The sequence below is a fragment of the Paeniglutamicibacter psychrophenolicus genome (genome assembly GCF_017876575.1).
Taxonomy (GTDB): domain Bacteria; phylum Actinomycetota; class Actinomycetes; order Actinomycetales; family Micrococcaceae; genus Paeniglutamicibacter; species Paeniglutamicibacter psychrophenolicus.
In genome coordinates this window covers 13,105-32,704 of sequence record NZ_JAGIOE010000001.1, presented here as the reverse complement: position 1 = coordinate 32,704, position 19,600 = coordinate 13,105, and the positions used below count along the sequence as shown (strand labels likewise).

At 65.8% G+C, this 19,600-nt stretch carries 18 protein-coding genes and 1 rRNA gene; 12 read left to right on the top strand and 7 right to left on the bottom strand.

Going from position 1 to position 19,600, the window contains the following annotated elements:
* Positions 1–55: 55 nt before the first annotated feature.
* Together JOF46_RS00140 and tmk are read right to left on the bottom strand one after the other, a co-directional pair.
* Positions 56–1,204, bottom strand: coding sequence for a DNA polymerase III subunit delta' (locus JOF46_RS00140; protein ID WP_209905465.1), 1,149 nt, complete (start codon positions 1,202–1,204; stop codon positions 56–58).
* Positions 1,205–1,206: 2 nt separating this feature from the next.
* A complete protein-coding gene (gene tmk, locus JOF46_RS00135) occupies positions 1,207–1,866 on the bottom strand; it encodes a dTMP kinase (RefSeq protein ID WP_209911381.1) in 660 nt (219 codons plus the stop codon).
* Positions 1,867–1,987: 121 nt separating this feature from the next.
* Here tmk and JOF46_RS00130 point away from each other — a divergent pair, with 121 nt between their 5' ends.
* A complete protein-coding gene (locus JOF46_RS00130) occupies positions 1,988–3,133 on the top strand; it encodes a trans-sulfuration enzyme family protein (protein WP_209905464.1) in 1,146 nt (381 codons plus the stop codon).
* Between the two features lie 10 nt (positions 3,134–3,143).
* Positions 3,144–3,449 (top strand): DUF2516 family protein, encoded by a 306-nt coding sequence (locus JOF46_RS00125; RefSeq protein WP_209905463.1) that lies wholly within the window; start codon positions 3,144–3,146, stop codon positions 3,447–3,449.
* Here JOF46_RS00125 and JOF46_RS00120 read toward each other — a convergent pair whose 3' ends face one another.
* The 3 genes from JOF46_RS00120 to JOF46_RS00110 all read right to left on the bottom strand — a co-directional run bounded on the left by JOF46_RS00120 (position 3,450) and on the right by JOF46_RS00110 (position 6,454).
* Positions 3,450–5,066, bottom strand: coding sequence for a DUF5671 domain-containing protein (locus JOF46_RS00120; RefSeq protein ID WP_209905462.1), 1,617 nt, complete (start codon positions 5,064–5,066; stop codon positions 3,450–3,452).
* Positions 5,063–5,530: an LpqB family beta-propeller domain-containing protein gene (locus JOF46_RS00115; protein ID WP_209905461.1), complete on the bottom strand. Its 468-nt coding sequence runs from the start codon at positions 5,528–5,530 to the stop codon at positions 5,063–5,065. Before JOF46_RS00115 ends, JOF46_RS00120 begins: the two co-directional genes overlap by 4 nt.
* Positions 5,531–5,596: 66 nt before the next feature.
* Complete coding sequence (locus tag JOF46_RS00110; protein WP_209905460.1) at positions 5,597–6,454, bottom strand: class I SAM-dependent methyltransferase; 858 nt, start codon at positions 6,452–6,454, stop codon at positions 5,597–5,599.
* An 86-nt stretch (positions 6,455–6,540) separates the two neighbouring features.
* Here JOF46_RS00110 and JOF46_RS00105 point away from each other — a divergent pair, with 86 nt between their 5' ends.
* Together JOF46_RS00105 and JOF46_RS00100 are read left to right on the top strand one after the other, a co-directional pair.
* Positions 6,541–7,284, top strand: a complete 744-nt coding sequence (locus tag JOF46_RS00105; RefSeq protein WP_209905459.1) for a phosphoglyceromutase — start codon at positions 6,541–6,543, stop codon at positions 7,282–7,284.
* A gap of 306 nt (positions 7,285–7,590) precedes the next feature.
* Positions 7,591–7,893: a DUF4193 domain-containing protein gene (locus tag JOF46_RS00100; RefSeq protein ID WP_209905458.1), complete on the top strand. Its 303-nt coding sequence runs from the start codon at positions 7,591–7,593 to the stop codon at positions 7,891–7,893.
* A 208-nt stretch (positions 7,894–8,101) separates the two neighbouring features.
* Here JOF46_RS00100 and phoU read toward each other — a convergent pair whose 3' ends face one another.
* Positions 8,102–8,761, bottom strand: a complete 660-nt coding sequence (phoU, locus tag JOF46_RS00095; RefSeq protein WP_209905457.1) for a phosphate signaling complex protein PhoU — start codon at positions 8,759–8,761, stop codon at positions 8,102–8,104.
* Positions 8,762–8,942: 181 nt separating this feature from the next.
* On the opposite strand from phoU, the gene JOF46_RS00090 reads away from it, so the two are divergent.
* Both JOF46_RS00090 and JOF46_RS00085 read left to right on the top strand, forming a co-directional pair.
* Positions 8,943–10,160 (top strand): sensor histidine kinase, encoded by a 1,218-nt coding sequence (locus JOF46_RS00090; RefSeq protein WP_342592319.1) that lies wholly within the window; start codon positions 8,943–8,945, stop codon positions 10,158–10,160.
* Positions 10,157–10,837 carry a response regulator transcription factor gene (locus JOF46_RS00085; protein ID WP_209905456.1) on the top strand — a complete coding sequence of 227 codons (681 nt, stop codon included), beginning with the start codon at positions 10,157–10,159 and terminating at the stop codon, positions 10,835–10,837. The genes JOF46_RS00090 and JOF46_RS00085 overlap by 4 nt, the downstream gene beginning before the upstream one ends.
* Positions 10,838–11,015: 178 nt before the next feature.
* Here JOF46_RS00085 and JOF46_RS00080 read toward each other — a convergent pair whose 3' ends face one another.
* Complete coding sequence (locus JOF46_RS00080; RefSeq protein WP_209905455.1) at positions 11,016–11,543, bottom strand: hypothetical protein; 528 nt, start codon at positions 11,541–11,543, stop codon at positions 11,016–11,018.
* Positions 11,544–11,855: 312 nt separating this feature from the next.
* On the opposite strand from JOF46_RS00080, the gene JOF46_RS00075 reads away from it, so the two are divergent.
* The 6 genes from JOF46_RS00075 (at position 11,856) to JOF46_RS00050 (ending at position 19,468) form a co-directional block, all read left to right on the top strand.
* Positions 11,856–12,338 (top strand): CarD family transcriptional regulator, encoded by a 483-nt coding sequence (locus tag JOF46_RS00075; protein WP_071214867.1) that lies wholly within the window; start codon positions 11,856–11,858, stop codon positions 12,336–12,338.
* A 134-nt stretch (positions 12,339–12,472) separates the two neighbouring features.
* Positions 12,473–13,747, top strand: coding sequence for a 2-C-methyl-D-erythritol 4-phosphate cytidylyltransferase (gene ispD, locus JOF46_RS00070; RefSeq protein ID WP_342592318.1), 1,275 nt, complete (start codon positions 12,473–12,475; stop codon positions 13,745–13,747).
* A 53-nt stretch (positions 13,748–13,800) separates the two neighbouring features.
* Positions 13,801–15,270: a cysteine--tRNA ligase gene (gene cysS, locus JOF46_RS00065; protein ID WP_209905454.1), complete on the top strand. Its 1,470-nt coding sequence runs from the start codon at positions 13,801–13,803 to the stop codon at positions 15,268–15,270.
* Positions 15,271–15,375: 105 nt separating this feature from the next.
* Entirely contained in the window at positions 15,376–16,377 is a 1,002-nt protein-coding gene (rlmB, locus tag JOF46_RS00060) for a 23S rRNA (guanosine(2251)-2'-O)-methyltransferase RlmB (protein WP_209905453.1), read from the top strand.
* A gap of 242 nt (positions 16,378–16,619) precedes the next feature.
* Positions 16,620–17,375: a GlgB N-terminal domain-containing protein gene (locus JOF46_RS00055; RefSeq protein ID WP_209905452.1), complete on the top strand. Its 756-nt coding sequence runs from the start codon at positions 16,620–16,622 to the stop codon at positions 17,373–17,375.
* A gap of 567 nt (positions 17,376–17,942) precedes the next feature.
* A 16S ribosomal RNA gene (locus JOF46_RS00050) occupies positions 17,943–19,468 on the top strand.
* The last annotated feature ends 132 nt before the right edge of the window (positions 19,469–19,600 follow it).

Sequence of the window (19,600 nt, the reverse complement as noted above, 5' to 3'; positions counted from 1 at the left end):
GGGCTCCTTGGTGGCGGATCTGGGATCGCGGGGGCGGGAAAGGTGGGTCATGTCGCTACTTGGTTGGGCGCAACGTGACCATCATGGCCTCGATGGCCAGCAACGGGGCGACGTTGGCGCCGATGCGCACCCTGGCCTCGGCAATGGCATCGATCTTCGCCACCGTGGCCTCGGGCCGCGACGCGTTGGCGTAGGCGTGCAGGTTGTCGCTCAGGTACTCGTTGACCAGCTCGGTCCCGCTGCGCAGCTGCAGCAGCAGCACGTCGCGGAAGAACGTGGTCAGGTCGATCAGCGAGCGGTCCAGCGCATCGTGGGTGGAGCGCCGGGCGCGGCGCTTGGCGTTTTCCTCCAGGGCCTTGAACTGGCTGCGTTGCTGGGCCGGGATGGGCGAATCGGCATCCATGCCCAGAGCGGTGCGCAGCGCGGCGGCTTCCGTCTCGGCACGTTCGGTGGACGAAGCGGTGGCCTCGGCGGTGGACAGTTCCACCAGCTCGGCCGCGGCCATCACCGCGTCGGAGACCGAGCGGATGCGCAGCGGCATGCGCACGGTCCGGTCCCGGCGGCGGCGGGCCTCCTCGTCGCGGGCCAGCCGGCGGGCGATGCCGATGTGCGACTGGGACACCCGGGCGGCGAAGTCGGCCTGTTCGGCGGTGAGCCCGTCGCGGCGCACCAGCAGCTCGGCGACGGCCTGGCGGGTGGGCACCGCCAGGGAGACCGAGCGGCAGCGCGAGCGGATGGTCACCAAGACGTCGGCCGGGGACGGGGCACAGAGGATCCAGATCGTGTGCGGGGGCGGTTCCTCGATGGACTTGAGCAGCACGTTGGTGGTGCGCTCGGTCATCCGGTCCGCGTCCTCCACGATGATCACCCGCCAGGGGGCGGTGGAGGGCCGGTCCTGGGCCTTGGTGATCAGCTCGCGGACGTCCTCGATCTGGTAGTTGACCTTCTCGGTGGCGATCAGCGCGACATCGGGGTGGGTTCCGGCCAGCACCGTCACGCAGGCCTTGCATTGCCCGCAGCCGCGCTGTGCCGGATCGGGCAGCTGGCATTGCAGGGCCGCGGCGAAGGCGCGGGCGGCGTTCGAGCGCCCGGAGCCCGGGGGACCGGTGAACAGCCACGCGTGCGCCGGGTTGCCCTCCGCGACCGCGCGGCGCAGTGCGGTGATGGCCTTGTCCTGCCCCGGCAAATCGTCCCAGACCTCCATGGCTAGGCTTCTTTCCCGTCCGGCAGGCCCAGCACCGCAGCCCAAATGGCGGCGGTCAGGGACGGGACATCGCTGGCGGCATCCAGCACCAGGTAGCGGGCCGGTTCGCGGGCGGCGAAGCGCACGAAGGCGTCGCGGATGCGGGAGTGGAATTCGTCGGGCTCGGATTCCAGGCGGTCCTCGGCCACAGGGGCTCCGTCGGCACCCGTGGTGCGCCGGGAGCGCCCGTCGGCCGGTGCCACGTCCAGCAGCACCGTCAGATCCGGGACCAGCCCGCCGGTGGCAAAGTCGTTGATGGAACGCACCGCGTCCTCGCCCAGGGCGCGGCCGATGCCCTGGTAGGCCAGGGAGGAATCGACGTACCTGTCGCAGACGACCATGGAGCCGGCGGCCAGGGCCGGGCGGATGACCTGCTCGACGTGGGCGGCGCGGGCCGCGGCGTACATCAGCGCCTCGGTGCGCGCATCGACGGTGCCCTGCCCGTGGTCGAGGACCAGGGAGCGCAGCTTCTCGCCGATCTGCGTGCCGCCGGGCTCGCGCGTGTGCAGCACCGTGTGGCCGGCCGCGCGCAGGGCGTCGGCCAGCAGGGAGGCCTGGGTGGACTTTCCGGCACCGTCACCGCCCTCGAAGACGATGAAGCGGCCGGCGATCTCGGGGTTCAGCTGCGTGTCACTCACGGCCACTAGCCTATCCGCCCCGGGCACCGGGTTCCCCATCGGCGAGCCCGCACGGCGGGCGTCACCAAGCCGGGGATCGACGCGGGCAGGGAGTAACCTGAAAAACATGACTCGCCCCGCTTCCGCTCCGTGGGCCCCGGACACCGTCGTGGTGGCCGCCGGACGCCCGCCGCACGCCGTTGACCAGCCCGTGAACCCGCCCATCGTGCTTTCCTCGACCTTCCACTCGCTGGGGGCGCCGGGAGCCGGGGAGAAGGTCTATGGGCGCTTCACCAACCCGACCTGGGACCCGTTGGAGGAGACCATCGCCACCCTCGAGGGGTGCGAGCTTCCGGCGCTGGCCTACGCCTCGGGCATGGCCGCGGTGGCGGCGGCGCTCTCGCTGCTGCCGGCCGGAGGCACCATCGTGATCCCGGCCCACGCCTACAACGGCTCGCTCTCCCTGGTCACCGAGCTGCAGGGGACCCTGGGGCTTGAGGTGCGCCACGTGGACCTGGCCGACACCGAGGCCGCGGTTGCCGCCTTCGCCGGGGCCGACATGGCCTGGCTGGAATCGCCCACCAACCCGATGCTCGAGGTCGCGGACCTGCCGGTGCTGCTGGCCGCCGCCCGCGCCGCCGGCGTGCTGAGCGTGGTTGACAACACCTTCTCCACCCCGCTGCGCCAGCGCCCGCTGGCGCAGGGAGCCGACGTGGTGGTGCACTCGGCCACCAAGTACATGGGCGGACACTCGGACGTGGTCCTGGGTGCCGTGGTGACCGGCAACCCGGGGCTGCGCAACCGCCTGCACACCATGCGGACCCTGCACGGGGCGATCCCCGGGCCCTTCGAGGCCTGGCTGACGCTGCGCGGCATCCGCACCATGGCGCTGCGCCTGGACCGGGCCGAGGCCAACGCGATGGAATTGGCCGTGCGCCTGTCCTCCCACCCGGCGGTGTCCAGGGTGCGCTACCCGGGGCTGCCGACCGATCCCGGGCACGAGCGTGCCGCGGCGCAGCTTGACGGGTTCGGGGCGATCCTGTGCATCGAGGTCGAAGGCGGCGCGGCAGCGGCCGATGCGATGCTCGCACGCCTGGAATTGTGGACCCCGGCAACCTCGCTGGGCGGGGTCGAATCGCTGGCCGAGCGGCGCCGACGCCACCAGGGGGAACCGGGCACGGTGCCGGAGAACCTGGTGCGGTTGAGTGTGGGAATTGAAAACATCGAGGACTTGCACGCCGACCTCGTCGCCGCGCTGGGCGTTGGCGGCTAAGCTGAATCCCATGGTCTACGCGCACTTGTTTGAGTACTACCTGCTCTTCGCCCTTGGCATCGTTGCCGCGGTGCTGGCCCTGCTGGCGCTTGTCGACGCGGTGCGGCATCCGGCGGCCAACTACCAGCGCGAGAACAAGCGCACCAAGGCGTTCTGGATGGGCATGACCGCCGCCGCGACCCTGGTCTGCGTGCTCTCGGTGCTCTCCGGCGGCGGGGGCGGGATTTTCCAGCTCATCGGCGCCTGCATCGCCTGCGTGTACCTGGCCGACGTCAAGCCGGCGGTGTCCGGCAAGAGCGGCTACTACCCGTACTAGCTAGGCCAGCTCGATGGCCTCGACCCGTTCCCCGGGCCCGGCCAGCAGCAGCACGCGTCGCGCCACCAGGCCTTCCAGCGCCGGCAGCACCGCCTCGAGGGCCGTGGTGCCGCCGTCGGCACGCGGCAGCACCGTGACCACCGCACCGGTGTGCTCCGCGATGGCAGCGGCCAGGTCCTGCGCGTTGACGCCGGCGACCAGCAGCACCTCCCCGATGGCCGGTGCCGTACGCCTGGCCGGGGCCGAGGCACGGTCGTGCCGCCAAAGCGCGAAGTGGTACCCGGCCACCAGCCCGGTGGCCACCAGCAGGCCCAGCGGTGCGCGGACGCGTTCGAGCAGGCCCGTGCCGCCGGCGTCCCCCAGCATGAACTCGAAGAGCCGGAAACCGATCACCAGCAGCGTGACCAGGGCGACCACCGCGCTGATCCCGAAGACCAACACCAGGTAGATCCTCCGGCCGTGCGGTTCGGCCGGACGGGTCGGACCCCAGAAGAACCACCACAGCGGCCCGCCGACGGCCAGCGAGCTCAGGCCCGCCAGCAGCAGCGCCGTGGCGTCGGTGCCGCCCAGTCGCGTCGTGGCGGTGGACAGGCCCGCATTGATGACGACCCCGATCCCCGAGGCGGCGGCGGCCAGGGCGATCCCGGAGATCGCCAGCTGCGCCGCGGCCGGGACCGGCGCAGGCCGCGCCCGCGCGATCTGCCCGTGGTACAGCCAGGACAGCGTGCCAAGCAGCGCGGCGGCCAGCGCCTCGGGCCCCGGTTCCAGGAGCACCGGCACCGGGTCGGTGCGATCCAGTCCCAGGCGCAGCAGCACGTAAAGCAGCACCCCGGCCCCGCCCAGGGCCAGGAGCGCGGAACCGGCGACGCCGATCGCCACAAGCCCCACCCCGGCAAGCCTGGTGTGCAGCGCGCGGGCGCCCTCGCGGACCCAGTGCCACCACCAGATCAGGATGCCCCCGGCGGTCCACACCAGCAGGCCGAGCCCGGGTCTCCACCACGGAGCCCCGATGGCCGCCAGTTCCCCGTCGGTCCCCAGCGCACGTTCGAAGAGCACAGCCAGCGCGTTGGTGCCGGCGCCCAGGCCGATCACCAGGCCCAGGACGGTGCCCAGCACCAGCGGGAGAGTCGCCAATGCCTCCGGGCCCCGGCTGCGGTGGCCCAGGAGCCACCGGTGCCACACCCAGACCCCCGCCCAGGCCACGGCCTGGGCCAGGGAGGTCTTCCAGGAACCGGTGTCCCCGCCGGCCAGTGAGGCCAGTGCGCCGATGCCGAAGCTGGTCGCGGTCACCAGGGAGGTCACGTACATGGCCGCGACGTAGATGCCCCACGCCTTGGCACGGCGTTCGGCCGGATCCGCCAGCAAGCGCCAGGAAGCCCAGAACACCACGGCACCCAGCGGCCCGCCAACCAGGGTCAGGGCCAGCCAAAGCGCCAGCGACGAGGAATCATTGAACGCGATGGTCTCGGACGCGGTGAACAACCTGCCCAGCAGTCCGCCCAGTCCGGAGGCGGCCAGGGACACGAGGGCGAAGAGGAGCACGTAGAGGATGAAGCGGCGCAGCGTGCCCAGGGCGGGGGCGCTTGGGCGGCTGGCTGCCGCGGCGGGGGCGCTCATGGCCCGATTTCCGTGTCGTGGCAGGTGAGCAGGGGCCACGGGGCGTTGGAAATCAGCCATTTGCCACCGACGAGGGACAGGCCGAAGGATTCCTCGCTGGCGTATTCGGGACTGCCGAAGGGGCCGCCGACGTTGGTGTAGGAAATGGAAACCGAGACGTCGGCGGTGGTCTCGCGCTGGGTCGTGGAGATGAGTGCAACGCGGATGTTCCGCTCCGGGGCGACGGACTCGAACCCCTTGCACCGGGTGTCCTCCCCGGGCTTGAGGAAGCGTGCGGCGGCGGCCTCGTCCCCGCCGATCACGGCGGTGACGTAACCCTGCACGACCCCGGCGGGGGTGGAGGCATCCAGCGCTTTCGGTGTTCCGCGGGTGAGCACGACGACAACGGAGACGAGCACGAGTGCGGCTATCACGCACAGGAGCACCAGAAGTGGTTTCCCGGGCCGCCCAACACTTTTGACCATGGCACAAGTATGGGGCCACGGAGGGTGTTTTGCATCCCCCCTTGGGAGCGTGAAATCCGGGGCTGGCTAGTTGAGTTCCGCCAAGGCCAGGGCGCCGGTGCGCGGGGCCACGGCCTCCCACTTCACGGTCATCTCGCCCAGCCGCCAACGCGAGGCCGAGTCGCAGATCGGCCAGCCGTTCCCACGCAGGGCCCGGCACATGGCCACGAAGCGCTGTTTGTTGCCGAAGGCGGCCAGCGGGGCGGCGGAAAGCCATGCGGCATCGGCCGCGGCGAGGAAATCGTGGATGCGTTCGCCTGAGATGTTGCGGTGGATCAGCGCCTTGGGAAGGCGCTCGGCGACATCGGAGGGGCGGGTGAAGGCACCGAAGCGCAGGGAGATGCTCAGGGTTTGCGGACCGTTTTTCGTCACGGCGACCCAGGAGCTGCGCCGGCCGATCTCATCGCAGGTGCCCTCGATGAGCACGCCGTTCTCGGTGAGGCGCCCCACCATGGTTTCCCAGATGCCGGCCACATCCGCCTCGTCGTATTGCCGCAGCACGTTGAAGGCGCGGATCACGGTGGCCTTGGAATCAATGGGGATCTCGAACCCGCCCAGGCGGAAGTCCAGGCCCTCCAGGTGCAGGGCGGTGCCGCGGGCGACGCGTTCGGGTTCGATCTCGATGCCCACCACTTGGGCCGACGGGGACACGGAGCGCACGCGGTCGAAAAACTCGACGGCGGTGGCGGGAGACGCTCCGTAGCCAAGGTCAACCGCAATGGGCGGGGCCCCGGTGGTTCCGGGGCGCAGGCGCCAGGCCTGGGGCCCGGTCATCCAGCGGTCCACGCGGCGCATGCGGTTGGGATTGGTCGTCCCACGGGTCGTATTGCCCAGCGGGCGACCGGTCAGCGACCGTCCACCGAGCCGAGTCGCTTTCTGAACCATTGGCTTAAGCGTAAAGCGCCGAACACCGCGACCCGCGCGTGTCACGGAATAAAGTAAGGCACTTCACGCGTCCTAGAATGGGTTTCATGACTTACACCCTGATCCTGCTTCGCCACGGGCAAAGCGAGTGGAACGAAAAGAACCTGTTCACCGGTTGGTACGACGTCACGCTCACCGAGCAGGGCCGTGCCGAGGCAACCCGCGGCGGAAAGCTGCTCACCGAGGCCGGCCTGGCCCCCGCGGTGCTGCACACCTCGCTGCTCAAGCGCGCCATCGTCACCGCCAACCTGGCCCTGGAATCCGCGGACCTGTCCTGGATCCCGGTCAAGCGCAGCTGGCGCCTGAACGAGCGCCACTACGGCGCGCTGCAGGGCAAGGACAAGGCGCAGACCTTGGCCGAGTACGGCGAGGAGCAGTTCATGGAATGGCGCCGGTCCTACGACACCCCGCCGCCGGTGTTGTCCGACGATTCGGAATTCAGCCAGATCAACGATCCGCGCTATGCCAACCTCGGTGACGATGCCCCGCGCACCGAATGCCTCAAGGACGTGCTGGTGCGGATGCTTCCGTACTGGGAGGACGAGATCAAGCCGGACCTGGCAGCGCACAAGACCGTTTTGGTGACCGCGCACGGCAATTCGCTGCGCGCCCTGGTCAAGCACCTTGACGGCATCAGTGACGAGGACATCGCATCGCTCAACATCCCCACCGGCATCCCGCTGGTGTACGAGTTGAACGAGGACTTCACCCCGGTCACCCGCGGCGGACAATACCTGGACGCGGACGCAGCGGCCGACGCCATCAAGGCCGTGGCCAACCAGGGCCGCTAGGCCAAGCACGCATTTCCCCCGGAAGGGGGATTTTCGGGGCCGTGTCCCCTGCCCGGACCGGGCGGGGGACACGGCCCGATCCGTTGGGTGGAAGGTGCGTTTTTGGCGGTTTTCGGGGCCGGCAAGCAACGTCGCCCGCTGTGTCCGGCGCCATGTTGATGCTGCGGACCGAGGGGACCTGAATGTGTGTCTGATCACAAAATGTGCGCGACGGGCTTAAAAAGAAGAATTGGCACTTGTGCACACGGCTTCATGCTGTACTGTGTCGTCTCGACGTACCCCTGAATCACGTAAGGATTGCATTTCGTGGCAACTGATTATGACGAGGTCCGGCCAGACGTAGCCGAGGCCCGTAAGGCCTCCCTTGAAGCGGTCAAGTCCGCAAACGCTCCCGACGCACGCAGCGTGTCCCGGGACCTTGATGAGGAAGACACCTCTGACGGTGTCGAGCTGGCGGGTGCCGACCTGTCAAACGAGGAACTGACGGTCACCGTCATTCCGCAGAAGGAAGACGAGTTCCTTTGTGGCTCGTGCTTCCTGATCCGCCACCGCACGCTGCTGGCGCGCGAGGCAAATGGCGTGGCATATTGCCGCGACTGCGAAGGCTAAGCAAGCCAACGCCCACCAAGCTCTGCCGCTGCACTTTTTTCGCGCAACGGCTCCCGCCCACCGACGACCAAGGGTCTTCGGTGCCAAGGGTGCCCGCGTGCGGGATGGATGTGGCGGTTTGGCGTTTAAACGCACATCCCGCACCACGCAAAACGCGCCGGCCCGGCCCCATGGGGTCGATCCCGGCGCGTTTTCCGCGTCCTGAAGGCTAGAAGCCGGTGATGTCCGGATCCCATTCCCCGGTGACCAGGTAGGAGACCTTGCGTGCCACCGAGACGCCGTGGTCGCCGAAGCGCTCCAGGTAGCGGCTGGTCAAGGTGACATCGGCGGTCATCGGCCCGGAGTGGTTCCACTCGGGGGCGGCGACGGCCTTGAAGATCGAGACATGCAATTCGTCGATCTTGGTGTTCAGCTCGATGATTTCCCGGGCCACGGCCAAATCGCGGCCGTCCAGCAATTCGCCGACCTTCTTCGCGATCGCGATGTCCAGCTCGGCCATGGCCTTGAACGTCGGGGCGATGGAATCGGGGACCACCTGCTGCGGGAAACGCAGGCGTGCCAGCTGGGCCACGTGGCGGGCCAAATCGCCCATGCGCTCCAGCGAGGCGCTCATGCGCAGGGACCCGACGATCATGCGCAGGTCCGAGGCCACCGGGCCCTGGAGGGCCAATACGTCGATGGCCCGTTCGTCGAGTTGGTTCTGCAGGAAGTCGATCTTCGCGTCCTCGGCAATGACTTCCTGGGCCAATTCGATATCCGCGTTCGCAAACGACTCATAGGCCCGTTCCATGGCCGTGGCCACCAAACGCGACATCTCAATGAGTTCTTCTCCGATTTGCTGCAGATCGGCCTGGAAAACCTTACGCACGCGGGCGTCCTTTCACTACGGTGGGGCACCGCGTCCGGCACGGACGACGGAACTGTTCATGTCCATTGTTACAGCACCGGGTGAACCATCCGGGGGAACAAGGTGAACGTTTGGTGAATGAGTCGCCGATGCCCCCGCTTTGGCACGGGTCGGGCTTCGAACCCCGGCTAGGCTAGGAAGCGTGAATGATGTCTTGCTATCGGTGGTTGCGGGCCTCGTCGGGTTGGCCCTGGGCATTGTGGGCATCATGGCGTACCGCGGCTCGATGCTCTCCCGCGGCGGGCTGCCCGTGGTCGGTGAACCAACGCTGCCCGAAGGTTCCGCCGAAGTGCTTTCGGTCATTGGTCGCGCCTTCGTGATCCTCGATGAGGTCGATGGCGTGGTGCGCGCCAACCCTGCCTCCTATGCCTACGGTCTGGTGCGCGGGCACACGCTGATCCATGAGGAACTGCGCACCCTGGCCCGCAAGGTCCGCGCCGACGGCGTGATCGCCGAGCGCGAGTTCGAGCTGCAGCGCGGCACGATGGGTGCAACCAGCATGTTCGTGCACGTGCGGGTCGCCCCGCTGGGCGAGGAATACATCCTGTTGCTGGCCGATGACCGCACCGAGATCACCCGCACCGCCGCGGTGCGCAACGACTTCGTCGCCAACGTGTCCCACGAGCTGAAGACCCCCGTCGGGGCGATCTCGCTGCTGGCAGAGGCCATTGACGGGGCGGCCGACGACGAGGTCGCCGTGCGCCGCTTCACCACCCGGCTCTACAAGGAATCGGCCCGGCTGGCCGCGCTGGTCCAGGACATCATCGAGCTCTCCCGCCTGCAGGGCACCGACGTGGTGCTGGCCGGCGAATCCATCGACCTCAACGAGGTGCTAGCCGAGGCGGTGGACCGCAACAAGCTGCCGGCCGAGGAAAAGCGCATCAAGATCTCCGTGGGCGGCACCGTTGACCAGGCGGTCTTCGGGGACCGCGACCTGCTGATGACCGCCCTGCGCAACCTCATCGACAACGCCATCCGCTATTCCCCGGAAGACACCACCGTGGGAGTGGGGCTGCGGGCGCGCGACGGATTGATCCAGATCTCGGTCACCGACCAGGGCCCGGGCATCGCCCCGGACGAGCAGGAACGGATCTTTGAACGTTTTTACCGCATCGACGCGGCACGCTCCCGGCACACCGGGGGCACCGGGCTGGGCCTGAGCATCGTCAAGCACGTGGTGGCCAACCACGGCGGCGAAATCACCTTGTGGTCGCAGCCCGGACAGGGCTCGACCTTCACGGTGCGCCTGCCGATGCTCGAGGAATCCAGCGAACAAGACAAATCGCTTCCCTCGCGGAACGATCACACACAACACGGTGCGCGCCCTTCGGGCGCGCTGCCGGAAGGAGGACGGGGATGACCCGTATTTTGCTGGTTGAGGACGAGGAGTCGCTCTCCGACCCGTTGACGTACCTGCTGGAAAAGGAGGGCTTCGAGGTCCGCGTTGCCGACAACGGCATGGATGCCGTCACCGAGTTCGAGCGCCACGGCGCCGACCTTGTGCTGCTTGACCTGATGCTTCCGGGCCAGCCCGGGACCGAGGTGTTCCGCCAGATCCGCACCACCTCCCAGGTGCCGGTGATCATGCTGACAGCCAAGGACTCGGAAATCGACAAGGTGGTCGGCCTGGAGCTGGGTGCCGACGACTACGTCACCAAGCCGTACTCCTCGCGGGAACTGGTGGCCCGCATCCGTGCGGTGCTGCGTCGCCAGGGCGAGGGCGACGAGCTGGTTTCCAACATCGTGGCCGCGGGCCCGGTGCGCATGGACGTGGAACGCCACGTCGTCTCGGTGCGCAGTTCGGAGGTTCCGATGCCGCTGAAGGAATTCGAGCTGCTGGAAATGCTGCTGCGCAACGCCGGCCGGGTACTGACCCGCGGGCAGCTGATCGACCGGGTCTGGGGCTCGGACTACGTGGGGGACACCAAGACCCTGGACGTGCACGTGAAGCGGCTGCGGACAAAGATCGAGCCGGAGCCGGCCGCCCCGGTGCACCTGGTCACGGTGCGCGGGCTGGGCTACAAGTTCGAGGCCTAATCGGCCGGTGCGACGGCCCCCGTCTCGGCGCTGCCAAGCCGGGGGCCGTCGCACGCCCTGCCCGGGCGGCCAGGGCCAACGACGTTTAACGTCAAAAGCGATGGGCCCGGAGGATTCCTCCGGGCCCATCGCTTTTGAAGCTTGAATCTTGCCGTCGACGCCGTGGCGCCCGCGCCGCCTAGTGTTCGGCAGGCTTCGGGGACGGGGTCAAGTGGTTGAGAACGCTCGGGTCGAATCCGCCCGGAACGTACTGGCGGTATTCCTCAAGGGTGCCGTCGATTACCGGGATGCCGACCTCATCGGAGTTGGATCCAACAATCAGCGTTGCCTTCACGTGGGCCCCGGGGGCCACCCCGGTGGAAGGCAGGAGCTTTTCGTTCTCCTTCTTTTCCAGCTGGACGGCGCTCTTGGCAGGGACCGCAATGGTCACGGAGCCGGTCGGCAGCTTCAGTTCCAGGGTCTGGGCGGCGTCGGTGTTGTTGACCAGGGAGCCGAGTACGCGGGCCTCGTCGGTGGCGCTCTTGGTGATGAGCATCAGGTTGCGGACGTCAAGATCGCCGACATTGAGCACGATTCCATCGGATGCGGCGTACTGGAAGGTCGTCGCTTGTTCGTTGATGGCGCCACAGCTGGTAACACCAAGGGTCAACATGGCAAGTGCGGCTGCTGCAACGACGCGGCGTCCACGGTTCTTCTGTGCGGTCATCACGGCACAAACTCCTCAATCAGGTTCGAGTTCGGGTGAGCTCGTGGGCACACGGGTTGCACCCGAGGGAGCCACTCTCGTCCCCTAGCCTAATGGGTTTTGTCCCGAATGTATGATTCGGCCCCCGGCGTAAGTGTCATCAATGTGCTGATCAAGGCACTGAAACGACCCGAAATGACCGCTTGACATAGCACTAGATCGGCTGCTTGGGAAGGGTCAAAACCGCGCCATTGCTAGGGAGTAGGGGAGGCCCCCGAATCGTTTTGACCAATTATCGTGATAAACTGGTTAACGGGAAAGGGGTTTATCCACATGGTTTTTGAGGTTGGCGAGACAGTTGTCTACCCGCACCACGGTGCAGCAATGATCGAAGAGATCAAGATGCGCACCATCAAGGGCGAAGAGAAGATGTATCTCAAGCTTAAGGTTGCCCAGGGTGATTTGACCATCGAGGTTCCGGCAGAAAATGTCGATCTCGTTGGTGTGCGCGACGTAGTTGGGCAGGAGGGCTTGGATCACGTATTCGAGGTATTGCGTGCCGAGTTCACAGAAGAGCCTACCAACTGGTCACGCCGTTACAAGGCGAACCTGGAGAAGCTTGCTTCCGGCGACGTGATCAAGGTGGCAGAGGTCGTTCGTGACCTGTGGCGCCGTGACAACGACCGCGGTCTTTCCGCAGGCGAAAAGCGCATGCTTGCAAAGGCACGCCAGATCCTGATCAGCGAACTTGCGCTGGCCAAGAAGCTCGACGAAGAAAAGGCAGAAACCGTCCTCGACGAGGTCTTGGCTTCGTAGCAGCTTTCAAGCACTAATTGATTTGAACCCCGGTGGGGATCCGGATTCCGCAAGGAGTCCGGATCCCCACCGGCATTTAACCCCACAGGCCGGCCATCGCCGAGCGGGAAACGAACACAGCTAGGCTTGGGTGCGTGAATTCCCCCATTTCCCTGAGCCAGCCAGAGATCCAACAAACGGCGATCATCGTGGTTGCTGCCGGCTCCGGAACCCGGCTGGGCTTCGGCATCCCCAAGGCCCTGGTTCCATTGGCCGACCGGTCGCTGCTTGAGCACGCGCTGGACCGCATCCAGCTGGCAGGCTGCGCAGCCCAGGTCATTGTCGTGCTGCCCCGCGGCGATACTGAACTGGCGGCCCGCGCCGCCGCCCATCCGCTGAAACCACGCTGCGTCGATGGTGGGGCAACGCGCAACGACTCGGTCCGGGCCGGGCTCGCGGCCATGGATGAGGGAACCGAGCGGGTCCTGATCCACGATGCGGCCCGCGCCCTGACCCCGCCGGAGGTCTTCCGCCAGGTGGCCGCGGCGCTGGTTGCCGGGGCCCGCGCGGTGATTCCGGTGCTGCCGGTGGTGGACACCATCAAGCAGGTCGCCACCGACCCGGGCCACGGGCAGCCGCACATCACCGGCACCCCGGCCCGCGAATCGCTGCGCGCGGTCCAAACCCCGCAGGGCTTCCACACCCCCACGCTGCTGGCCGCCCACCGGCGCGCCGCCGGCTGGGACCGGGCCCAAGCCGAGGCGATCACCGATGACGCGATGCTAATGGAGCTGCTGGGCGAGCGTGTGGACACCGTTCCGGGCGCGGCCGCGGCACTGAAGATCACCACCAAACCGGACCTCGTCCTGGCCGAATCCATGATGCCGCGCCATCCAGAGAAGGAATCCCCGATGACCGAGCCCACCGGCAACCCGGCCCCGCTGTTGATCCCGCGCACCGGAATCGGGATCGACGTGCATGCGGTCGCCGATCCGTCCGAGTCCCGGCCCATGTGGTTGGCCGGGCTGCACTTCCCCGGGGACCAGGGCCTGTCCGGGCACTCCGACGGGGACGCCGTGGCCCACGCCGCCTGCGACGCACTCTTCTCCGCGGCCGGGATCGGGGACCTGGGCACGCACTTCGGCACCGACCGGCCCGAATACGCCGGGGCCCCTGGCACCACGCTGCTGGCCGAGGCCGCCCGCCTGGTGCGCGAGGCCGGATTCGAGATCGGCAACGTGGCCGTCCAGTTCGTGGGCCGCCGTCCCAAGTTCGCCGCCCGCCGGCTGGAGGCAGACGCCGTGCTGAGCAAGGCCGCCGGCGCCCCGGTCACCGTCACCGCCACCACCTCGGACGGGCTGGGGTACGAAGGGACGGGCGAGGGCCTGACCGCCTACGCCACCGCCCTGGTGTACCGCGTCCGCCCCTGAATTCCCCGATGGCAGCGCACCGGGTGTTTGACCGGCTCGGATAACCTGTACTGGTGAGCATCCGTTTTTACGACACCAAGCAGGCAGCGACCCGGGACTTCGTGCCCCTGAACGAGGGCAAGGTCGGGCTGTACTACTGCGGCGCGACAGTCCAGGGCATGCCGCATGTGGGCCACGTGCGCAGCGCCATCGCCTTTGACATCCTCACGCGCTGGCTGGAAAACCGCGGCTTCGAGGTCACCGTGGTCCGCAATGTCACCGACATCGACGACAAGATCCTGGAGAAGTCCGCGGCTTCCTTCGCCGAGGGCTTCGAGGGCGACGAGGACTACTTCGCCAACGAAGCCTGGTTCGCCCTGGCCTACCGCTTCGAGCAGGAATTCGCCTCGGCCTACGACACCCTGGGCGTGCGCCGGCCGACCTACGAGCCGCGCGCGACCGGCCACATCACCGAGATGCACCAGCTGATCGCCACGCTCATCGAGCGCGGCCACGCCTACCCGGCACTTGATGATTCCTCGGATGTGTACTTCGACGTGCGATCCTTCCCCGCCTACGGCTCGCTGACGCACCAGAACGTCGACGACATGCAGGGCGCCCCGGACGCCGATCCGCGCGGCAAGCGAGACCCGCGCGACTTCGCGCTGTGGAAGGGCCACAAGGCCACCGACCCGGAAACCGCCTCATGGCCAAGCCCCTGGGGCGCAGGCCGCCCGGGCTGGCACCTGGAATGCTCCGCCATGGTCACCAAGTACCTGGGCACCGCCTTCGACATCCACGGCGGCGGCCTGGACCTGCGCTTCCCGCACCACGAGAACGAGATGGCCCAGTCGATGGCCGCGGGCCACGATTTCGCCAACTTCTGGATGCACAACGGCATGGTCACCTACCAGGGCGAGAAGATGTCCAAGTCGATCGGCAACACCATCTCCCCGTCGCAGATGCTGGAGCTGGCCACCCCGCGGGTGGTCCGCTACTTCCTGGGCCAGGCGCACTACCGCTCGCAGCTGGACTACCGCCCCGATTCGCTGGCCGAGGCCACGGCCGCGGTCGAGCGCATCGACACTTTCGTCGCCAACGCGCTTTTGCGCATCCACAATGTCGGGCCCAACGACGACTTCTCCATCGACATGCACCACTTCGAGGTCACCGAGGCGTTTGCCAGCGCCATGAACGACGACCTGAACGTGCCCCAGGCACTGGCAGCCCTGCATGAGACCGTGCGTCGCGGCAACACCGCGCTGGCCGCCGGCGAGATGGTTACCGCGGACGAGGCGATGCAGCAGGTCATGGCCATGACCTACGCGCTGGGACTGGATGACACCATTGAGGCCGGCGGCGGTGCCGACTCGGCACTCAGCTCGGCCCTGGATGTGTTGGTTGCCGCGCAATTGGCCGACCGGGCGGCCGCCCGCGAAGCCAAGGACTGGGCACGTTCGGATGCCATTCGGGACACCCTGGCCGCGGCGGGAATCGTGGTCGAGGATTCCGCCGACGGTGCCCGCTGGAGCCTGAAAGCGTAAGTTGCCCCACAAAGGGCAAGGAATCGACGTTCTTTGTCGCTAAAATGGGCGGGGCGGTGTGTGAAATCGCCGTGCCGTCCGCCCCGATCCTAGGAATACACCATCATGTCTGCTGCACAGAAGCGTTCCGGCGCCATACGCAAGAGCAAGAAGGGCCCCTCCGTCGGAACCGGCGGATATGGCCGCAAGGCACTCGAAGGCAAGGGCCCCACGCCCAAGGCCGAGGACCGCCCCTACCACAAGGCCTACAAGAACAAGGAGCTCGCCGAGCGCTCCGCCGCCAAGCGCGGCCCGTCCAAGGGCGGCTCCGCACCGCGCGGCCGCAGCACCGGGGGACGTTCGAAGAACAGCGAAGAGCTGGTCACCGGGCGCAACTCCGTCGTCGAGGCACTTCGCGCCGGCATTCCGACCAAGGCCCTGTACATTGCCATCCGTATCGACGTGGACGAGCGTGTCCGCGAAGTCTTGAAGATCGCTGCCGAGCGCAGCATCCCGGTGATGGAAACCGGCAAGCCGGAACTGGACCGGATGACCGACGAGGCCATCCACCAGGGCTTGGTTCTTCAGGTACCGCCGTACAACTACGCCGATGCGCTGGAAACGGTCAACGCCACCATCTCCAAGTTCAAGAAGGGCCACATCAAGAACGCCCCGCTGTTCATTGCCTTGGACGGAATCACCGACCCGCGTAACCTCGGTGCCATCATTCGTTCGGCCTCGGCCTTCAACGCCCACGCGGTGATTGTTCCCGAGCGTCGCTCGGTGGGCATGACCGCCTCGGCGTGGAAGACCAGCGCCGGTGCCGCGGTGCGTGTCCCGGTTACCCGCGCTCCGAACCTGACTTCCACTCTCAAGGGCATCAAGGAAGCCGGCGTGTTTGTCATCGGACTCGATGGTGAAGGCGACGTTTCGCTTCCTGATCTTGGCCTGGCCACCGATCCGCTGTGCATCGTTGTGGGTTCCGAGGGCAAGGGCCTCTCCCGCCTGGTGCGCGAGAACTGCGACTTGATCGTCTCGATCCCGATCAACTCCAACATGGAGTCGCTGAACGCATCGATGGCAGTTGGCATCACCCTCTACGAGGTTTCGCGCAAGCGCAGCAAGTAGGGCAACACCGTGCACCGGGCACTGCCCGGAAGGCGCTAGGCTTTCATGAAAGTGGTTCGACGTTTCTGGCAAGGATTCGTCGGACCACTTTCTTCGTTAACGCACATCCGGGTGCCCGGGGGCGGCCCCGCGGACTATTCCCAAGCCCGGCGATTCTCGATAGCGTGAGACGCAAGGGAACCCCGGGCTCCGGAATGCAGCTGGGGTAATACCTCGCCGCAGCGAATGGATGGAGAAACGCCATGGGTCCAACGCAGCTTGACGCCGACGACTATGCACCGCAACGGCTCGAGGAATCCTTGGGGGCGCCATTGCATGTGCGGCCCGAGGTCTTGGAAGCCGTTGAACGCGGCGAAGACAAATCCCCGCATGCGGTCCTCGGCCCGCACCTGAACCGCTTGGGTCACGTGAGCGTCCGGACCCTGCAACGCGATGCCCTGGCCATCAACATCCTCACCAAAACCGAGATCGTTCCGATGGCACGCGAACACGGAGACATTTGGGTGGGCCTGCTTGAAGCCAAGGAAATCGGGAGGGTTCCCGATTACCGGGTCCAACGCATTGAGCCCGACGGGGTGCGGGTGGTCGACGATCCGTACCGGCACACACCGCGCCTTGGCGAGATGGAGCTGCATCGAATCAGGACCGGGGGAGTACAGGTGCAAGAACTCCTGCTTGGTGCCCACCCCCAGCATTACTCTTCACCCATGGGGGAGGTGGAAGGCACCGGTTTCGTGGTCAAGCAGGACGAAGCCGTGGCCGTACGGGTGTGCGGCGACTTCAATATCTGGAATGGTTCCTCCCACGCCATGCGCAAGCTTGGAAACAGCGGGATCTGGGAGATCTTCATCCCCGGTGTGGCCATCGGGGCCAAATACCGGTTCGAGTACCTGGAGCCCACCGGTACATGGGTCGAGTACGCCGACCCGGTTGGCCATTATTCGACCGAGGATCCGGACACCATCTGTGTGGTCCAACCCGAGGGATTCGAAGCCTAGAAATGCGGGAATTTTCAATGCAATGAAACCCCTCCATTGACCGGTAAATACTGTGGGCCAGTTCACAGGAATCCAATTTGGCAAATTTCGTTGGTTTTGGACCGTTATATGACCGAGATTCGCCGTGATTCTGCGGTTTATGCATCCTGAAGGGCGAAGGAAGCCTGCGTTTGGACATTCTGGCGGGTTGCGCGTAGAGTTGTTTCTCGCACCGAGCCCCGCAGCGTAGCCCGAAAGGGAGAGCCGCGGAAGGCGGATGCGAAGAATTCCAAATGAATTCCGGAAGTCGATTTGACTCCGGGTTTGAATGGGACTAAGCTTGAAAAGTTGCTCCAGAGCGAAGCGCCGGCAGGAAACGTCAGTCCGGGTCGTGGAAGTTGGAAGCGTCTGTTGTTTGAGAACTCAATAGTGTGCCAAATTTGTTGATACCAATTTATTTATTTTATTGGTGAATGGTTTCAGGGTCCGCACCCCCGTGTGGATGCCTGGGGCAATTTGCCGGGATTTTTTTACTTGGTGCAACCCGCAACCCTTTTTCCAGGGTCGTGTTGGTTGTGTCTGTATTTTTTTACGGAGAGTTTGATCCTGGCTCAGGATGAACGCTGGCGGCGTGCTTAACACATGCAAGTCGAACGATGACCCCCAGCTTGCTGGGGGGATTAGTGGCGAACGGGTGAGTAACACGTGAGTAACCTGCCCCTGACTTCGGGATAAGCCTGGGAAACTGGGTCTAATACCGGATATGCACCGTGGACCGCATGGTCCTTGGTGGAAAGACTTGTTGGTCAGGGATGGACTCGCGGCCTATCAGCTTGTTGGTGAGGTAATGGCTCACCAAGGCGACGACGGGTAGCCGGCCTGAGAGGGTGACCGGCCACACTGGGACTGAGACACGGCCCAGACTCCTACGGGAGGCAGCAGTGGGGAATATTGCACAATGGGCGAAAGCCTGATGCAGCGACGCCGCGTGAGGGATGACGGCCTTCGGGTTGTAAACCTCTTTCAGTAGGGAAGAAGCGAAAGTGACGGTACCTGCAGAAGAAGCGCCGGCTAACTACGTGCCAGCAGCCGCGGTAATACGTAGGGCGCAAGCGTTATCCGGAATTATTGGGCGTAAAGAGCTCGTAGGCGGTTTGTCGCGTCTATCGTGAAAGTCCGAGGCTCAACCTCGGATCTGCGGTGGGTACGGGCAGACTAGAGTGATGTAGGGGAGACTGGAATTCCTGGTGTAGCGGTGAAATGCGCAGATATCAGGAGGAACACCGATGGCGAAGGCAGGTCTCTGGGCATTAACTGACGCTGAGGAGCGAAAGCATGGGGAGCGAACAGGATTAGATACCCTGGTAGTCCATGCCGTAAACGTTGGGCACTAGGTGTGGGGGACATTCCACGTTTTCCGCGCCGTAGCTAACGCATTAAGTGCCCCGCCTGGGGAGTACGGCCGCAAGGCTAAAACTCAAAGGAATTGACGGGGGCCCGCACAAGCGGCGGAGCATGCGGATTAATTCGATGCAACGCGAAGAACCTTACCAAGGCTTGACATGTGCCAGACCGCCGTGGAAACACGGTTTCCCCTTTGGGGCTGGTTCACAGGTGGTGCATGGTTGTCGTCAGCTCGTGTCGTGAGATGTTGGGTTAAGTCCCGCAACGAGCGCAACCCTCGTTCCATGTTGCCAGCGGATAATGCCGGGGACTCATGGGAGACTGCCGGGGTCAACTCGGAGGAAGGTGGGGACGACGTCAAATCATCATGCCCCTTATGTCTTGGGCTTCACGCATGCTACAATGGCCGGTACAATGGGTTGCGATACTGTGAGGTGGAGCTAATCCCAAAAAGCCGGTCTCAGTTCGGATTGGGGTCTGCAACTCGACCCCATGAAGTCGGAGTCGCTAGTAATCGCAGATCAGCAACGCTGCGGTGAATACGTTCCCGGGCCTTGTACACACCGCCCGTCAAGTCACGAAAGTTGGTAACACCCGAAGCCGGTGGCCTAACCCCTTGTGGGAGGGAGCCGTCGAAGGTGGGACCGGCGATTGGGACTAAGTCGTAACAAGGTAGCCGTACCGGAAGGTGCGGCTGGATCACCTCCTTTCTAAGGAGCAACTAGCACCAGGCAGGCACGCCAAAGCGCGTGTTGTGCGGGTGTTCAGTGCTGCTCGCATCCACCACTTGTGTTGGTGGGCGAGTGCTCAAGGGTGGAATATCAACAAATCACGGCCATCAG